A 15,539-nucleotide genomic window follows, 5' to 3' on the forward strand; every position below is an offset into this window, starting at 1 on the left:
ACTGGCCGAATGGAGGGTGTGCATCGGACGCTGTCGTGGGCGCCCGGTTCCGCGGGATGCTCGGGGCGTGACACAGCAGCGGACGACGTGCGCGGTGGTGGGTGGCGGGCCGGCGGGGATCGTGCTGGGTCTGGTGCTCGCGCGGGCCGGCGTCGAGGTGACGGTGCTGGAGAAGCACGGGGACTTCCTGCGCGACTTCCGCGGCGACACCGTCCACCCGTCGACGATGACCCTCATCGACGAGCTCGGGCTCTGGGACCGGTTCGCGGCGCTGCCGTGGAAGCCGATCGACACGGTGCAGGTCGTCCTCGACGCCGGGCCGGCGCGGATCGGGGACCTGACGCGCCTCGGTCGTCTCGGGGTGCCCCATCCCTTCGTCGCCATGGTCCCGCAGTGGCACCTGCTCGACATGCTCGCCGCCGCGGGCGAGGAGGAGCCGACGTTCACGCTGGTCCGCGACGCGGAGGTCACCGACCTCGTGCGGCGCGGCGGCCGCGTCACCGGCGTGCGCTGGGGCGACGGGAACGAGCTGGCCGCCGACCTGGTCGTCGCGTGCGACGGGCGTGACTCCCGGGTCCGCGAGCTCTCCGGCCTGCCGCAGCGCGACTTCGCCGTGCCGATGGACGTGTGGTGGTTCCGGCTGCCGCGCGAGGAGGACGACCCGGCCGGCGGGCTCGGGCGGCTCTCGGACGACGGCCGGATGATCGTCATGATCGACCGGGGCGACCACTACCAGGTCGCCTACCTCATCGCCCGCGGCACGGACGCCGAGGCCCGGCGCGGGCCGGTGCAGGCGCTGCGCGACGAACTGACCCGAGCGACACCCTGGCTCGGCGACCGGGTCGACGCCCTGCGGACCTGGGACGACGTCAAGCTCCTGCGGGTCACGCTGAACCGGCTGCGGACGTGGGCGGCGCCGGGGCTGCTCTGCATCGGCGACGCGGCGCACGCGATGTCGCCGGTCGGCGGGGTCGGCATCAACCTCGCCGTGCAGGACGCGGTGGCGGCCGCGCGCCTGCTCGGCCCGGTGCTCGCCGCCGCCGACCCCGACCCCGCGGCCGTCGACGCCGCCGCCGCGCGGGTGCAGCGCCGGCGCACCGTCCCGACCGTCGCCACCCAGACCGCCCAGCGCATCGCGCACCGCGTGGTGGTGCGCAACGTGCTGCGCGGGGGCGGGCTGGGCGTCGGGCGGCTGCCGCTGCCCGTGCGGCTGCTGCAGAAGGTGCCGGCGCTGCAGGTCGTGCCGGCCTACCTGGTCGGCATCGGGTTCCTGCCCGAGCGCGCGCCCGCGTGGGCGCGGCGATCTCCTGCCGGGGGCGGTCAGGAGGCGAGCGCGAAGAACTCCAGCGCGTTCCCGTCGGGGTCGGTGAAGGACAGCGCCCAGCCGTAGTCGGCCTCGACGACGCCGCTGTGCGGCACGCCGATCTGGTCGAGGTGGGTCTGCCACGCGGCGACCGCGGGCCGGTCGGCGCACGCGAAGCCGACGTGGTCGAGACCCGGGGCCACGACGTCGAACCTGTCGCCCGAGCGCGCCCCGTCGTGCGCGGTGAGACCGAACAGCTGCCCGCCGGCCAGCGCGAACACCTTCCGCTCGAAGGGCCCGTCCGACAGCGTCATCGCCGGCTCGACGCCGAACAGCCGCTCGTACCAGGGCTGGCTGGTCGCGAGGTCGGTCACCGACAGCGCGACGTGGGAGATCGAGGGCAGCTCGGGCACGGGGGTTCCTCCGGGGTGAGGGACGCAGCGAACGTGGCGTTCGCTGCTTCTATGCGCACGAGATACCCGTTCGCGGCAACGCCGCGGCGGGTTCAGTCCGCGCGGACCCCGAAGCGCCGGGGCCCGCGCAGCACCGTCGCGACGCGGGGCACGAACCGCCCGGCCGGGCGCAGGCGGGGCAGGCGCTGCGCGAGCATCTCCAGCGCGACCTCGCCCTCCATGCGCGCGAGGGCGGCGCCGAGGCAGTAGTGCGCGCCGCCGGAGAACGCCAGGTGGGCGACGGTCTGCTCGCGGCGCGGGTCGAAGCGGTCGGGGTCGGGGTGCACGGCCGGGTCGCGGCCCGCGCTCGCCAGCAGCACGAGCACGCCGGTGTCCCGGCGCACCGTCCGCTCGCCGAGCTCGACATCGGAGTGCGCGAACCGCGCCGTGAGCTGCACCGGCGGGTCGAAGCGCAGGGTCTCCTCGATCGCCCCGGCGGCGAGCCCCGGGTCGGCGACCAGGTCGTCCCACGTCCCGCTCGCGTGCAGGGCGCGCACGGCGTTGCCGACGAGGTTGGTGGTGGTCTCGAACCCGGCGATCAGCAGGAGCTGGGCGAGCGAGACGAGCTCGTCGAGGGTGAGGGTCTCCTCGTCGAGCGCGTGCACGAGCTGGGAGATGACGTCCTCGCCGGGGTCGGCGCGGCGGCGCTCGACGAGGTCGGCGAACAGCAGGCGCAGGTCGGCGGTGGCGCGGGAGAGCGCGTGCGCGTGGCGCACCGATCGCACCCCGTCGAGCGCCGCGCCCACGACCCGGCCCCACTGCGCGAAGCGGGGCGTGTCGACGTCCGGTATCGCGAGCAGCTCGGAGATCACGCTGATCGGCAGCGGCGCGGCGAGCGTGCTGACCAGGTCGAACGGCCCGTCGGTGGGGGCGGCGTCGAGCAGGCGGCCGGTGACGGTGCGGGCGGTCTCGCGGTACTGCTCGAGGCGCCGCGGCGCGAACGTCGGCTGCGCGAGGCGCCGCAGCCGCGTGTGGTCGGGCGCGTCGAGGCCGAGCAGGGAGAGGTCGATCGGCTCGAGCAGGGCGGCCTCGGGGTCCGTCGGGTCCCCGCCGGTGCTCGCGTCGTCGGTCGGGTCGAACGGCATCCGCCCGTCGGCCAGCCGGACCCCGAAGCGGCGGTCGCGCAGCACCGCGGTGCACGCCTCGTGCGAAGCCACCGCGCGGATGCCGGTGCGGCTGCGGGCGACGCCGCCCTGCCCCGCGGCGTCGGCGCGCAGGCGCGCGTAGGTCGGGTACGGGTCGAGGCGCCACGGGCGGTGCATGAGCCGCGCGACGGGGTCGCCGCGCAGGGCCAGCGCCAGCCCGCCGGCGCGCATCACGGCGATGCGGCTGCCCAGGCGGAGGTCGGCCCGCCAGCGCGGCAGGGGTGACGGCGCGCGGCGGGTGTCCGCCTGGTCGGTGGTCACATACCCAGAGTATGACGGTGCGGCGCGTCACGCCCCCCGCCGCTGGACCGGGCGTCACGGCGGGCGGACATTGGGTGGTGCGCGTCCGCGACGTCCCGGAAGGCGTGGTCCCGCCGCGTGGACCACGATGGCGTGCGAGCGGCCCGATACGAGGGGGAGCGGGAGTGACGAGCACCAGCCCGGCGACGCGCGCGCCGCTCGGCGCCGTCGCCGACCCGGTGCGGCTGCTCCGCTCCTGGACGCCGGGCGGCGGTTCCTGGTTCTCGGGCCCGCAGGGCGCGCTGCTCACCCGCGGCGCCCGCACGCGCCTGCCGTCCGGTGACGCCGACGCGGTGCTGGCGCACCTGCGCGACGTGCGCGGCGGCCCCGCGCTGGCCGTCGGCGCCCTGCCCTTCGACCCGGCCGCGCCCGCCCACCTCGTCGTCCCCGAGCACGTCGAGCGCGCGGACCCCCTCGGCGCGGTCCTCGTCGCCGGCCCGGGCCGCAGTCCCGTGGCCGCCACGGCGCACCCGGTCCCCGCCCCGGACGTCTACGAGGCGATGGTCGCCGAGGCGCTGAGGCGGATGGCGTCCGGCGGGCTGGACAAGGTCGTGCTCGCCCGCGCGCTCGAGGTCGTCGCCGACGGGCCGGTCGACCCCGTGCCGATGCTGCGCGAGCTCGCCCGCCGCGACCCGCGCAGCTACCTGTTCGCGGTCGACCTGCCGCCCGAGCACCCGGGCGCCCCGCGCACCCTGCTCGGCGCCAGCCCGGAGCTGCTGCTCTCCCGGCGCGGGAGCACCGTGAGCGCGAACCCCCTCGCGGGATCCGCGGCGCGCTCGCCCGACCCCGACGAGGACCGCCGGCGCGGCGAGGCCCTGCTCGCCTCCGACAAGGACCGCCACGAGCACGCGCTCGTCGTCGCCGACGTCGCCCGGCGCCTGCGCCCCCTCGTCGACGACCTCGAGGTGCCCGACCAGCCGTCGCTGGTGCGCACCCCGACCCTGTGGCACCTGTCCACCACCGTGCGGGCGCGCGCCACCGACCCCGACGCGTCGGCGCTGCACCTCGCGCAGGCGCTGCACCCGACGCCCGCGGTCTGCGGGGTGCCGCGGCCCGCCGCGCACGCCGCGATCACCGAGATCGAGCCGTTCGACCGCGGCTTCTACACCGGCGCCGTCGGCTGGACCGACGCGCGCGGCGACGGCGAGTGGGTCATGGCGCTGCGCTGCGGCGAGGTGCAGGCCGACCGGGTCCGGCTGTGGGCCGGTGCCGGCATCGTGCCCGCCTCGCGCCCGGCCGACGAGCTCGCCGAGACCGGGGTCAAGCTGCGCACCCTGCTCGACGCGCTGGGGCTCGACGAGGCGTGAGCACCTGGGACGAGGTCCGCGCTGGCCGCGAGCTGCTGCGCGACGACGACCTGCTCGTCCTCGACAAGCCGGCGGGCTGGTCGGTGATGGGCGAGCGCCACGACACCGACCTCGTCCGCCTCGCCGCCGACGCCGGCGAGAAGCTCTGGCCCGCGCACCGCATCGACAAGGTGACCTCGGGGATCGTGCTGTTCGCCCGCCGCCTGGAGGCGCACGGCGACCTCACCCGCCAGTTCGCCGACCGCACCGTCGCCAAGACCTACCTCGCCGTCGCCACGGGCACCGGGCTGCCCGAGCGGGGCACGATCGAGCTCCCGCTGTCGGTGGGCCGCAAGAACCGGGTGCGCATCGCCGCGCCGCGCGAGGCGATCACCTGTACGGACGGCCGGTGGTCGGTACCCGCCGACGCCGTCCTGCCCGGCGACACCTACCCGTCGACGACCACCTTCGAGGTCCTGCGCACCGGCGACGACCGCACGCTGCTGGCGGTGACCCCGACGACGGGGCGCCGCCACCAGATCCGCGTGCACCTCGCCTGGATCGGCCACGCGCTCGTCGGCGACCCGCTGTTCACGAAGAACCCGGGGACGCGCACGGGTCTGCACGCCTGGCGTCTGGGCTTCACGGGCCCTGACGGCGTCCGCCACGACCTCGAGGCCCCGCCGGGCGAGGACTTCGAGGCCCTGGGGCCCCTCGCTACGTGAGCACTTTCCGGGCCCATAGCGCCGGAAAGTGCTCACATGGGTCAGGCGAGCGCCTCCGCCAGGTTCCCGATCGTCATGCGCATCTCGTCCGGCGTGACCTCGCGGATGCGCGCGAGCAGTTCGGGATCCGTCACCTCCGCCCAGTCGTGGTAGTGCGTCACGACGGTGCGGTCGTCGCCGTCGGGCTCGAGCTCCCAGCCCCAGACATGCCCCGAGGGCGGCTTGCCGACCGCCGCGGGCTTCCACGCCAGCGCGCGGTCCGGCTCGTAGACCACGACGTGGTTCTCCACGCGGTAGCGCCCGCGGTCGGGGTGGTCCATCTCGATGACGAACACGTCGCCGACCTCGGTGATCGCCAGGTGGGTGTGCGAGGAGTGGACCGTGCCGCTGCCGTCGAGGTCGGGGTGGCGGTCCGGGTCGGCGAGGAGGGCGAAGACCCGCTCGACCGGGGCGTCGAGGGTGTCGGTCACCGAGATGCGCGTGTCGCTCACCGCGCGATCGTCCCAGGGGCGGTCGTGGGCGGTCCGCGCGCGGGGTACCCGCAGGCCATGCCGGAGATCACCCTGCACCGCGGCGACATCACGAAGGCCGAGGTCGACGCCGTCGTCAACGCCGCGAACTCGGGGCTCCTCGGCGGCGGGGGCGTCGACGGTGCCATCCACCGCGCGGGCGGGCCGGCGATCCTCGAGGCGTGCCGGGAGCTGCGGCGCACCACGCTGCCCGACGGCCTGCCGACCGGCCAGGCCGTCGCGACCACGGCCGGCGAGCTCCCCGCGCAGTGGGTGATCCACACCGTCGGCCCGGTGTACGCGAAATCCCAGGACCGCTCGGAGCTGCTGGCCTCGGCGTACCGCGAGTCGCTGCGGGTCGCCGACGAGGTCGGCGCGCGGACCGTCGCGTTCCCCGCGGTGTCGGCCGGCGTGTACGGGTGGCCGCTCGACGACGCGGCGCGGATCGCCGTGACCACGGTGCGGGACACCGTGAGTTCGGTGCGCGAGGCGAGGTTCATCCTCTTCAGCGATGAAGTCTACGAGGCCTTCGCTCGGGCGGACGAATCGAGTGGGTGAAATGCCCGTCCCGTCGTACGCCCCGTGGGCATGACGCTCCAGACCCACTGTGGTTGTGCGCCGAACCGGTTCCGGTGACGTGCCCCTGACCACCGTGAACGGTGCGTGACCCCGCCGTCACTACGTCGTTGTGCCACTCGGATCGCGCGGTGTGGGAGCCGCGGGACGCGAACGAGGGGCAGGACGTCGATGGCGGGCAGGCATCGCAGGGGGGCGCAGCGCGGGGTGTCGTCCGGACGGATCGCGGTCTCGGTGGCCACGATCGGTCTGGGCGCGCTCCAGCTGGGCGGGGTCGCGCTCGCGGCGCCGGCGGGCAACGCCGGCGGGGTCGACGGGACGCCGTGCACCGACGCGCGGATCAAGGCGTGCGTCGACCTCTCGGAGAACCGCGCGTGGCTGCTCGACGGCCAGGGCAACGTCGTCTACGGCCCGGTGAAGAACAGCCACGGGGCCGAGGGCTACGAGACCCCGACCGGTGACTACATCATCCAGCGCAAGGAACGCCACCACGTGAGCCAGGAGTACGAGGGCTCGCCGATGCCGTACGCGGTGTTCTTCGACAACGAGGGCCGGGCGTTCCACGGCGGCAGCACCGACCGCCAGTCGGCGGGCTGCGTGCGCCTCGGCCCGGACGACGCGAAGCGCTTCTTCGAGCACCTCAACCCGAACGACCGGGTGCAGATCGTCGAGTAGCGGGATCGGCCCGGCTGATCGCGGCGGGCGAGGGGCATCCGAGGGGGGTGCCCCTCGCCCGTCCGGCTCTCCGGGGGTGCTAGGCGCGGCGGCGCAGCACGAGGGCGACCGCGCCGCCGACGACGACCACGGCGATCACCACGAACACCCAGGCGGGCACGCCGCCGCTCCCGCCGTCGGGACCGGCCGCGGCGGCCGGTGACGGCGGGGCGGTCGGCTGGCCGCCGTGGGCCGAGTGGTCCGACGGCGCCGCGGGGTCCGCGGGCGCGGCGGCCGCGGTCCCGGCCGGGGCCGAGGGCGTCGTCAGCTCGAACGAGACCGAGCCGCTGGTCGGGTGGCCGTCGCTCGAGATGATCCGGTAGCCGACCTCGTAGGTCCCGGCCTGCGGCAGCGGGCCCACGGGCACCGAGACAACGTTGCCCTGCGTCGCGGCCTGGCCCTGCTCGTGGTGGGTGCCGTCGGGGCCGACCACGGTGAGCGTGGACAGCTGGCCCTGCGGCTCGTCGCTGAAGGTCACCGACACCTGTGTCGGCGCCGTGGCGACGGTCGAGCCGTCGGCCGGGTCGCTGCCGGTGACGACGTCGTGGGCGCTCGCCGTGCCGGCCGTGAACAGCAGGGCGGACAGGGCGAGCAGGCCGGTCAGGAGCGCGGCGAGGACGCCGCGCGGGCGGGTGCGGGCGGACGGGGTCCGCGATGTGGGCATGGAGGGGTCCTTCCGTGTCGGGGAGTCGTCGCGGTGGAGCGCGGCGACGGGGGACCCCGGCGCGGGTGGAGCGTGACGGCGGCCCGGCGCTCGCGGCTGGCGCGGGCCGGGCGGGGCGGGAGGACCGGGTCGTGCGCCGACCGCGGGGGTGGTCCGGCGAGCAGCCGGCCCCACCAGGTCCGGACGGCCCGGCGCGCGGCGCGGGCGAGCGAGCGGTCGGCGCGGGCGATGCCGCCGGCGACGAGGACGGCGACCGCCAGGTGCGCGACGAGCATGCCCGGACCGTGGGTGTCCGGGGCGGCGTGGCCGGCGTGGTGGCCGTGGGCGCCGGCGGACAGCGCGAGGTGGAGGGCGACCTGCCCGCCGGCGAGGACGGTCGCGAGGAGCGCGGCCGGACGCGGGCGCGCACCGAGCACCGCCGTGGCGAGCGTGATCGCGACACCCACGGCGAGCGCGGCCGGGCCGGCCGCGACCGCGCCACCGGCCTCCCCGTGCGCCGCGACGCCGAGGACCGCGGCGCCGGTACCGAGCAGCGCGGCACGCGCCGGCGTCGCTCGGTCAGGTGTCACGGGCCTCCACGGTAGCCCTGCTGTGTGGGCGAGCTCCGGGGCTGTGGCCCCGGAGTTCGCTCACATGGCGCGCAGGAACGCCGCGATCTCGGCGACCGCCTGCAGGGAGGTCCGCGGGGTCAGCCCGCCGGTGGCGACGTAGCCGTGCGCGGCGCCGAGGTAGCGGGTGTGGCGCACCGGGACGTCGGCGGCGTCGAGCGCCTCCACGTAGCGCTCGCCGTGGTCGCGCAGCGGGTCGTGGTCGGCGGTCTGCACGAGCGCCGGCGGGAGCCCGGCCAGGTCGGCGCGCAGCGGCGAGGCGTAGGGCACCCGGCCGTCGGCGTCGCCGAGGTAGAGCGCGTGGAACCCCCGGATGTCGGCGGCGGACAGGATCGGGGCGACCGGGATCTCGCGCTCCGAGGGCAGCACGTCCACCATCTCCACGCCCGGGTAGACGAGCGCCTGCGCGGCGATCGCCGGCGCGTCCCGCCCCTCCCGGCGCCGGTCGCGGGCCATGAGGCACACCACGGTGGCGAGGTTGCCGCCGGCGCTGTCGCCCATCACCGCGAGCCGCGCGGGGTCGATGCCGAAGCGGCCGGGGTCGGCGGCGAGCGCGGCGACGGCGTCGTAGCAGTCCTGCGCGGGCACGGGGAACCGGTGCTCGGGCGCCAGCCGGTAGTCGACCGAGACGACGACCGCCGACGCGGCTCGGGCCACGTGCGCGCAGGACCACTCGGACTGGTCGAGGTCGCCCTGCACGAACCCGCCGCCGTGGAAGTTCACGACCACGGGCGCCGGTGCGTCGCACGACGGCGGCCGGTAGACGCGCACCGTCAGCCCGCCGGGCACCGCGGCCGTCGGCAGCGCCGTCTCCTCGACGACGACGTCGCGCGGCGGGGTCCCGATGATCGCCCGGCCGAGCGCGCCGTGCTGCAGACGCAGCACGGCGGCCCGGGCGGCGGGGACGTCCGCGGGATCGAGGTGGGCCACCGACCCGCCGAGACGACGGCGGACGGCGCCCACGGCACGCAGGGAGAGGGGGAGACGCACCCTCACACCTTGGCGGTGACCTCCACGCCGATGTTGCCGCGGGTGGCCTTCGAGTACGGGCAGAGCTCGTGCGCGCGGGCGACGAGTCGGTCCGCGGTCTCCTGGTCGGTGCCCGGCACCGTCGCGGTGATCCACACCTGCAGCCCGAAGCTCTCGGCGTCCGGGCCGAGACCGACCCTCGCCTCGACGCTGGTCGAGTTCACGTCGACGTCGGACTGCCCGCCCGCGAGCTTGAGCGCCTGGTGGAAGCACGCGGCGTACCCGGCGGCGAACAGCTGCTCGGGGTTGGTGCCCCCACCCGGCCCGCCGAGCTCCTTCGGCATGGTCATGGCCTGGTCGATGACGCCGTCCGAGCTGCGCACGTGACCGTTGCGGGCGTCGCCCGACGACACGGCCTCGGCGGTGTACTTGATGTCCATACGACCGGGCGTACCCGCCATGGGCTCCGGCCACGTGAGTGAAATGGGTCGTCGGGGCGACCCGGATCACTCACGTGGCCGCAGGCCATGCCGGCGCCCGCTTCTCCAGGAACGCCGCGATGCCCTCGCGCCCCTCGGGGGAGGACCCGCGCTCACCGATGCTCGCCGCCTCGGCGTCGAGGTGCGCGTCGCTCAGCACGCCGCCCGCCTGCCGGACGAGCCGCTTGGTCGCGGCGAGCGCGGCGGGCGGCCCGGCGGCGATCTGCTCGGCGACGCCGTCGGCGGCGAGGCGCAGGGCGTCGTCGTCGACGACCCGGGACGCCAGCCCGGCCCCGAGCGCCTCGGCGGCCCCCATCGGGCTGTTGGTCAGGAACATCTCCATGGCCCGCGCCCGCCCGACCGCCGCCGGCAGCGTCGCGGTCATGCCGCCGTCGGGGGTCAGCCCGATCGCGGTGTACGCCGGGCGCAGCCGGGCGCCCGCGCCGAGCAGGATGACGTCCCCGCACAGCGCGAGCGAGAGCCCGATGCCCGCCGCCCAGCCGTTGACGGCGACGACGACCGGCGCCGCGAGGTCGAGCAGCGCGCGCTCGCCGGCGTGGATCGCGTCGGCGAGCTCGGTGAGGCTGCGGTCGGGCTCGGCGGCGAAGCCGGAGATGTCGCCGCCGACGCAGAAGTTCGCGCCCTCGGCGACGATCTCGACGCAGCGAGCCTCCCGCGCGGGCCCGGTGAGCGCCGCGAGGAACTGCCGCCCGAACGCGTGGTCGACCGCGTTGTGGCGCTCCGGGCTCGCCAGCACCAGCCGGCACACCCCGGCCTCCTGCTCGACCCGGATCCGTTCGGGCTCACTCATCAGCACTCCCTCGTCGCGCACGGCCTCGGGGATGCTGCCACGCTCGGGCGCGCCAGCACCGGCCGAGATCATCGAGGACGTCGCCGTGCCCGACCTGCACATCCCCGCGTCCGCGGGCAGCCACCAAGCCGCATTCCTGGCCGTGCCGCCGGTCGGCGACGGCCCGTTCCCGGGCGTGGTCGTCCTGCAGGACGCCTTCGGCCTGCGCGGCACCCTGCGCGAGCACACCGAGCGCCTGGCCGCGGCGGGCTACCTGTCCGTGGCGCCCGCGCTCTACACCGCGCGCGGCGGCGGCCCCCGCTGCATCGCCTCGACGATGAGGTCGATGACGACCGGCACGGGCCCCGTCTTCGACGACATCGAGGCCGCGCGCACCTGGCTCGCCGGCCGCGAGGACTGCACGGGGCGGGTCGGCGTCATCGGCTTCTGCCAGGGCGGCGGGTTCGCGCTGATCTCCGCGGCCCGCCACGACTACGCCGCCGCGGCCCCGAACTACGGGCGGGTGCCCGAGGACGCCGAGCGCGCGCTCGCCGGCATCTGCCCGGTGGTCGCGAGCTTCGGCGGCAGGGACCCGTCGCTGCGCGGGCACCCCGAGCGTCTCGAGGCGGCGCTGACCGCGCTGGGCGTGGAGCACGACGTGCACACCTACCCGGACGCGAACCACAGCTTCCTCGAGCCGATGCCGGCACCGCTCGCCGTGTTCGGGCTCGGCCTGCACCGGGAGTCCGCGGAGGACGCGTGGGGGCGCATCCTGCGGTTCTTCGACACCCACCTGCGCCAGGAGGCGGCGTGACCACCGACGACCCGCTCGAGAGCTACCTCATCGACATGGACGGGGTGCTCGTCCACGAGGAGAACGCGCTGCCCGGCGCCGACGAGTTCATCCGCCGGCTCGACGAGGCCGGCAAGCGTTTCCTCGTGCTGACCAACAACTCCATCTACACACCGCGCGACCTGCAGGCCCGCCTGCACGCGAGCGGCATCGACATCCCCGCCGAGAACCTGTGGACCTCCGCGCTCGCCACCGCGCAGTTCCTGGTCGACCAGCGCCCGGGCGGCAGCGCGTTCGTCGTCGGCGAGGCCGGGCTGACGACCGCGCTGCACGACGTCGGCTACATCCTCACCGACCGGGATCCCGACTACGTCGTCATCGGCGAGACCCGCACCTACTCGTTCGAGGCGATCACCCGCGCGATCCGGCTGATCGAGGGCGGCGCGCGCTACATCGTCACCAACCCCGACGCGACCGGGCCGTCGCCGGAAGGGACGCTGCCCGCCGCCGGGTCCGTCGCCGCGCTCATCACGCACGCGACGCGGCGCAACCCGTACTTCGTCGGCAAGCCCAATCCGCTGATGATCCGGGCGGGCCTCAACACCATCGGCGCGCACTCCGAGACGACCGCGATGATCGGCGACCGGATGGACACCGACATGGTCGCGGGGATGGAGGCCGGGCTGCACACGATCCTCGTGCTCTCCGGTGTCACCGACCCGGCCGAGATGGACCGTTTCCCGTACCGCCCGCAGCAGGTGGTGCAGAGCGTCGCCGACCTCGAGGTAGGGGTGCGGGGCTGACCGGGTACTCGGTGGGCATGCCCGAAGACTTCGAGGACCTGCCGTCCACGCTGCAGCGCTCTCCGGAGAGCGCGCGCAAGACGTACGCCGAGGCCAAGGAATCCGCGGAGGGGACCTACGGCAAGGGCGAGCGGGCCAGCCGCACGGCGTACTCGGCGTTGAAGCACACGCACGAGAAGGTCGGCGACCACTGGGAGCCCAAGGAGGAGAAGGGCCCGTCCGACTCGCGCGCGCGCAGTGGCGGGCAGGACCCGAGCGGCGAGAGCGCCGGGGGCGTGGACGCCAACGCCAGCAAGGAGCACCTCTACGAGCGCGCCCAGCAGCTCGGCGTCGAGGGGCGCTCGACGATGGACAAGGACGAGCTCGTCGACGCCGTGCAGAAGGCGAACGACCGGGAGACCCGCAAGGCGCGGGGTGACTGAACAGCCCGTCCTCGCGCCCCCCGCCCCGCGGCCGGCGCTCGGCTGGATCGAGCTCGTCGTCGGCGCGGTCTCCTACGTGGCGCTGCAGCTCGCGCTGTTCGTCGCGGTCGGACTGCTCGCGGAGGGCACGCCGCCGGCGCCCGTGCTGGTGGGCGTCTCGGCGGCGTCGGCGTTCGGTGCGGTGGCGATCGCCCTGGTGCTGCGGGTCCGCACGCCGGCGGCCGTCGGGCTGGTGCGGCCGACCCTGCGCGGGGTCGCGCTCGGCGTCGGCCTGGGCGTGCTCGTGTGGCTGGTGTCGCGGGTCCTGATCGTCGTCTACGTCGTGGTCACCGGCGACCGGTCCGACCCGCAGGAGGCGCTGACGCTGTTCAGCGGGCCCGTGGCGGCGGCGCTCGTCATCGTCATCGGTGGGCTCCTCGTCCCGCTCGGCGAGGAACTGCTGTTCCGCGGCCTGGTCTACGGCGTGCTGCGCCGGGTCGGGCGCGTGTTCGGGGTCGTGGTCACCGCCGCGGTCTTCGCGCTCGCGCACGGGCTCAACGTGGTGTTCGCGGCGGCGTTCGTCCTGGGCGTCGTGAACGCGCTGCTCTACGAGCGCACCGGCTCCATCTGGCCGCCGGCGGCCGCGCACGCGACGTTCAACCTCATCTCGTTCGTGCTGGTGCTCGCCGTCGGGTCTCAGGTCTGAGCGGAGACCGGGGACGGCTCCGTGATCGGCGGCGCCGACGACCCGAAGGGTCGGACCCCGAGGTGGAGGCCGTCCGGGGTCCGCCGGAGGGAGACGATCCCGGCGGCGTCGCTCTCGTCGAGCTGCCACAGCAGGCGGACCAGCCGGGCCGCGGCGCCCTCGGGCTCGTCGGCGGTCTGGACCAGCGTGCGGTGGCACGCCCCGAGGTTCCACTGCCCTGCCGTGCCGGCGCCCTGCCCGACCGGCAGCACGACGTCGACCAGCCAGCGAGCCGGCTTGCCCGAGAACGCCGCGGTCTGGTGCGCGCGGACCTCGACGACCTGATCGGCGCGCACCAGCCCGCCGTCGAGGGTCTCGATCCACACCCGCTGCAGGCCCATGGCGGGTCCTCCCGTCGCGCGTACGAGGGCCCGGGGCCGAGCGGGGACGACCCTGTCCTGTCGATCGACGCGGCGTCCGGCCGCTCGTCGGTCGTCCCGCTCGGCCCCGGGCCGAGTCGGTCGGAGATGGAGCGGGAGGTCCGGTGACCTCCCGGAGGGAATCCGCGCTCGGTGCTCACCTCCTCGTCGGATCGGTGACCGGGGTCGAGCGCGGCGGAGGCGATCGGGGGCCGGGGCCGGCTCGTCGCCGGACCTGAGGGGTCGCACCGACCGCCGGGACCGGGCCGTCCGGCGGCCCGGGGCGCACCCGCCGGTCGCGCGGCGGAGGATCGCGGCGAGCGCCGGTCACGGCCGCGGGCGGCGGCGGGCAGGGCGAGGGCAGGTCCTCACCCCAGGGACGCTCGCACAGGACGATGGCGACGAACTCGGCGTCGACGACGGCCTGGTCCGCGGCGTCCGGGTCGCGGTCCAGGCGCAGGGGCTCCGCGGACGGCTCCCCGCCACGGCCGGGTGGCCCGGCGTCGGCGACCTCGTCCCGAGGGGCATCGAGCACGTCGGCCGGCACGGCGAACACCTCCTCCCGTCACCCAGGGCGTCGACACTGTGAGCCGGATATCTCCAACTCTAGATAGAGGTTTTCGGAGGGTCAACACCTAGTTCTGGTCGCCGTCACCGTGGCCCGCGCGGCGCGCGCCGTCCCTCTCGTCGCGGGCGCGATCGCGCTCGCGACGGGCGGTGTCACGCTCCCCGAGGGCGGTGTCACGGTCCCGGACGGCCTCGTCCCGCTCGCGGGTCGTGGCCGCGTGCCGGGCGCGCTCGCCGTCGAGGTCGGCGCGCAGGTCGAGGATCTCGGCCGCGCTCGCCAGGGTGTGGCCCTGCTCGGACAGGCGGCGGAGCTCGACGACCCGGTCGAGCTGGCGCCGCGAGTAGCGCCGGTGTCCCCCGTCCGACCGGCCCGGACGGAGCAACCCCGACGCGTCGAGGCTGCGCAGGAAGGCCGGCGTCACCCCGAGGAGCTCCGCGGCCTGACCCATGGAGTAGACGGGGTGGTCGGGATCGTCGAGACGGTCGAGGGCCACGCTCTCCTCCCTCGGCCGCGGTCCGGGCCCGGGAACCTACCCGGGCGCGTGCCACCCGGCGGGCTGTCTCACCCCTCGTTCGCTAACGCGTCTGCTCGGTCGGTCGCACGAGCATCTCGTTGACCGCCGTGCGCCGCGGGCGGGTCACCATGTAGACCACGGCGTCGGCGATGTCCTCGGGCTCCATGAGACCGAGCGCGAAGCGCTCCTCGGCGTCGGCGGCGGCGCCGCTGTGCTCGGTCATCTCGCTGCGCACGAGACCGGGCTCCACCAGCCCCACGCGCACGTGGCGGGCGGCCAGCTCCTGGCGCAGCGCCTCGGAGAACGCGTTCACCGCGTGCTTGGTCGCGGCGTAGACCCCCGCCCCCGGCGAGGCGACCTTGCGGCCGGCCACCGACGAGATCGTCACGACGTCCGCGACGCCCCGCGGGCCCTGCGCGGCCTCGACGAGGTGCGGCAGGGCGGCGTGGGTGGTGAGCAGCACGCCGTTGACGTTGACGTCGACCATGGTCCGCCACTCGGCGAGGTCGGCCTCGAGGGCCGGGACCATCGAGCCGTACCCCGCGTCGTTGACGAGCACGTCGATCGCGCCGAGCTCGCGGACCACGGCCGCCATGGTCGTCGCGACCGCGGCGTCGTCGGTGACGTCGACCTCGAACACCGCCGCGCGCTCGCCGAGCTCGCCGGCGAGGGCTTCGAGCCTGTCGCGGCGCCGGGCCAGCAGCGCCACCCGCGCGCCTTGACCGGCCAGCGCCCGGGCCGTCGCCGCGCCGATCCCGCTCGACGCGCCGGTGACCACCGCCGTCGTGCCCTCGAGTGCACCCGTCACGCGTCCTCCCCCACATCGACGTCGATCA

The 15,539-nt window shown here is 75.7% G+C and carries 21 protein-coding genes; 9 read left to right on the plus strand and 12 right to left on the minus strand.

The window, feature by feature from the left end; genetic code table 11:
* Nucleotides 1-67: 67 nt before the first annotated feature.
* Nucleotides 68-1,390 carry an FAD-dependent oxidoreductase gene (locus tag ACFPK1_RS04405; RefSeq protein ID WP_378019691.1) on the plus strand — a complete coding sequence of 441 codons (1,323 nt, stop codon included), beginning with the start codon at nucleotides 68-70 and terminating at the stop codon, nucleotides 1,388-1,390.
* Here the strand turns inward: ACFPK1_RS04405 and ACFPK1_RS04410 are convergent.
* The gene (locus ACFPK1_RS04410; RefSeq protein WP_378019692.1) at nucleotides 1,321-1,716 is read right to left on the minus strand and encodes a VOC family protein; all 396 of its coding nucleotides are present in this window, start codon (nucleotides 1,714-1,716) and stop codon (nucleotides 1,321-1,323) included. The genes ACFPK1_RS04405 and ACFPK1_RS04410 overlap by 70 nt on opposite strands.
* A gap of 92 nt (nucleotides 1,717-1,808) precedes the next feature.
* Nucleotides 1,809-3,161 (minus strand): cytochrome P450, encoded by a 1,353-nt coding sequence (locus ACFPK1_RS04415; protein WP_378019693.1) that lies wholly within the window; start codon nucleotides 3,159-3,161, stop codon nucleotides 1,809-1,811.
* 164 nt (nucleotides 3,162-3,325) lie between these two features.
* On the opposite strand from ACFPK1_RS04415, the gene ACFPK1_RS04420 reads away from it, so the two are divergent.
* On the plus strand, nucleotides 3,326-4,507 hold the full coding sequence (locus ACFPK1_RS04420) for an isochorismate synthase (RefSeq protein WP_378019694.1): 1,182 nt from the start codon (nucleotides 3,326-3,328) through the stop codon (nucleotides 4,505-4,507).
* Nucleotides 4,504-5,211 (plus strand): RluA family pseudouridine synthase, encoded by a 708-nt coding sequence (locus tag ACFPK1_RS04425; RefSeq protein WP_378019695.1) that lies wholly within the window; start codon nucleotides 4,504-4,506, stop codon nucleotides 5,209-5,211. The genes ACFPK1_RS04420 and ACFPK1_RS04425 overlap by 4 nt, the downstream gene beginning before the upstream one ends.
* Before the next feature lie 41 nt (nucleotides 5,212-5,252).
* Here the strand turns inward: ACFPK1_RS04425 and ACFPK1_RS04430 are convergent, their stop codons facing one another.
* Nucleotides 5,253-5,702, minus strand: coding sequence for an SRPBCC family protein (locus ACFPK1_RS04430; RefSeq protein WP_378019696.1), 450 nt, complete (start codon nucleotides 5,700-5,702; stop codon nucleotides 5,253-5,255).
* A 57-nt stretch (nucleotides 5,703-5,759) separates the two neighbouring features.
* Here ACFPK1_RS04430 and ACFPK1_RS04435 point away from each other — a divergent pair, with 57 nt between their 5' ends.
* Entirely contained in the window at nucleotides 5,760-6,278 is a 519-nt protein-coding gene (locus ACFPK1_RS04435) for an O-acetyl-ADP-ribose deacetylase (protein ID WP_378020257.1), read from the plus strand.
* Between the two features lie 252 nt (nucleotides 6,279-6,530).
* Nucleotides 6,531-6,971 (plus strand): L,D-transpeptidase, encoded by a 441-nt coding sequence (locus ACFPK1_RS04440; protein ID WP_378019697.1) that lies wholly within the window; start codon nucleotides 6,531-6,533, stop codon nucleotides 6,969-6,971.
* Nucleotides 6,972-7,050: 79 nt separating this feature from the next.
* Here the strand turns inward: ACFPK1_RS04440 and ACFPK1_RS04445 are convergent, their stop codons facing one another.
* The 5 genes from ACFPK1_RS04445 to ACFPK1_RS04465 all read right to left on the minus strand — a co-directional run bounded on the left by ACFPK1_RS04445 (nucleotide 7,051) and on the right by ACFPK1_RS04465 (nucleotide 10,541).
* On the minus strand, nucleotides 7,051-7,674 hold the full coding sequence (locus ACFPK1_RS04445; RefSeq protein WP_378019698.1) for a copper resistance CopC family protein: 624 nt from the start codon (nucleotides 7,672-7,674) through the stop codon (nucleotides 7,051-7,053).
* A complete protein-coding gene (locus tag ACFPK1_RS04450) occupies nucleotides 7,611-8,243 on the minus strand; it encodes a hypothetical protein (RefSeq protein WP_378019699.1) in 633 nt (210 codons plus the stop codon). Before ACFPK1_RS04450 ends, ACFPK1_RS04445 begins: the two co-directional genes overlap by 64 nt.
* A gap of 60 nt (nucleotides 8,244-8,303) precedes the next feature.
* The gene (locus tag ACFPK1_RS04455) at nucleotides 8,304-9,272 is read right to left on the minus strand and encodes an alpha/beta hydrolase (protein ID WP_378019700.1); all 969 of its coding nucleotides are present in this window, start codon (nucleotides 9,270-9,272) and stop codon (nucleotides 8,304-8,306) included.
* A 2-nt stretch (nucleotides 9,273-9,274) separates the two neighbouring features.
* Nucleotides 9,275-9,691 carry an organic hydroperoxide resistance protein gene (locus ACFPK1_RS04460; protein WP_378019701.1) on the minus strand — a complete coding sequence of 139 codons (417 nt, stop codon included), beginning with the start codon at nucleotides 9,689-9,691 and terminating at the stop codon, nucleotides 9,275-9,277.
* A 70-nt stretch (nucleotides 9,692-9,761) separates the two neighbouring features.
* The gene (locus ACFPK1_RS04465; RefSeq protein ID WP_378019702.1) at nucleotides 9,762-10,541 is read right to left on the minus strand and encodes an enoyl-CoA hydratase/isomerase family protein; all 780 of its coding nucleotides are present in this window, start codon (nucleotides 10,539-10,541) and stop codon (nucleotides 9,762-9,764) included.
* A 31-nt stretch (nucleotides 10,542-10,572) separates the two neighbouring features.
* Here ACFPK1_RS04465 and ACFPK1_RS04470 point away from each other — a divergent pair, with 31 nt between their 5' ends.
* From ACFPK1_RS04470 to ACFPK1_RS04485, 4 genes are read left to right on the plus strand one after another with little or no spacing between them, the layout of a single operon-like run.
* On the plus strand, nucleotides 10,573-11,334 hold the full coding sequence (locus ACFPK1_RS04470) for a dienelactone hydrolase family protein (RefSeq protein WP_378019703.1): 762 nt from the start codon (nucleotides 10,573-10,575) through the stop codon (nucleotides 11,332-11,334).
* A 35-nt stretch (nucleotides 11,335-11,369) separates the two neighbouring features.
* A complete protein-coding gene (locus ACFPK1_RS04475; RefSeq protein ID WP_378020258.1) occupies nucleotides 11,370-12,116 on the plus strand; it encodes an HAD-IIA family hydrolase in 747 nt (248 codons plus the stop codon).
* A gap of 17 nt (nucleotides 12,117-12,133) precedes the next feature.
* Nucleotides 12,134-12,538: a ChaB family protein gene (locus ACFPK1_RS04480; RefSeq protein WP_378019704.1), complete on the plus strand. Its 405-nt coding sequence runs from the start codon at nucleotides 12,134-12,136 to the stop codon at nucleotides 12,536-12,538.
* Nucleotides 12,531-13,223 carry a CPBP family intramembrane glutamic endopeptidase gene (locus ACFPK1_RS04485; protein ID WP_378019705.1) on the plus strand — a complete coding sequence of 231 codons (693 nt, stop codon included), beginning with the start codon at nucleotides 12,531-12,533 and terminating at the stop codon, nucleotides 13,221-13,223. The genes ACFPK1_RS04480 and ACFPK1_RS04485 overlap by 8 nt, the downstream gene beginning before the upstream one ends.
* Here the strand turns inward: ACFPK1_RS04485 and ACFPK1_RS04490 are convergent.
* From ACFPK1_RS04490 to ACFPK1_RS04505, 4 genes are all read right to left on the minus strand, one after another.
* Nucleotides 13,214-13,603 carry a hypothetical protein gene (locus tag ACFPK1_RS04490; RefSeq protein WP_378019706.1) on the minus strand — a complete coding sequence of 130 codons (390 nt, stop codon included), beginning with the start codon at nucleotides 13,601-13,603 and terminating at the stop codon, nucleotides 13,214-13,216. The two genes, ACFPK1_RS04485 and ACFPK1_RS04490, sit on opposite strands and share 10 nt — an antisense overlap.
* A 175-nt stretch (nucleotides 13,604-13,778) precedes the next feature.
* Nucleotides 13,779-14,168, minus strand: coding sequence for a hypothetical protein (locus ACFPK1_RS04495; RefSeq protein WP_378019707.1), 390 nt, complete (start codon nucleotides 14,166-14,168; stop codon nucleotides 13,779-13,781).
* Nucleotides 14,169-14,256: 88 nt separating this feature from the next.
* On the minus strand, nucleotides 14,257-14,682 hold the full coding sequence (locus ACFPK1_RS04500) for a MerR family transcriptional regulator (protein WP_378019708.1): 426 nt from the start codon (nucleotides 14,680-14,682) through the stop codon (nucleotides 14,257-14,259).
* 82 nt (nucleotides 14,683-14,764) lie between these two features.
* Nucleotides 14,765-15,511, minus strand: coding sequence for an SDR family oxidoreductase (locus ACFPK1_RS04505; protein ID WP_378019709.1), 747 nt, complete (start codon nucleotides 15,509-15,511; stop codon nucleotides 14,765-14,767).
* Between the last annotated feature and the right edge of the window lie 28 nt (nucleotides 15,512-15,539).

The organism is Actinomycetospora rhizophila (assembly GCF_042657905.1).
Classification (GTDB): Bacteria; Actinomycetota; Actinomycetes; order Mycobacteriales; family Pseudonocardiaceae; genus Actinomycetospora; species Actinomycetospora rhizophila.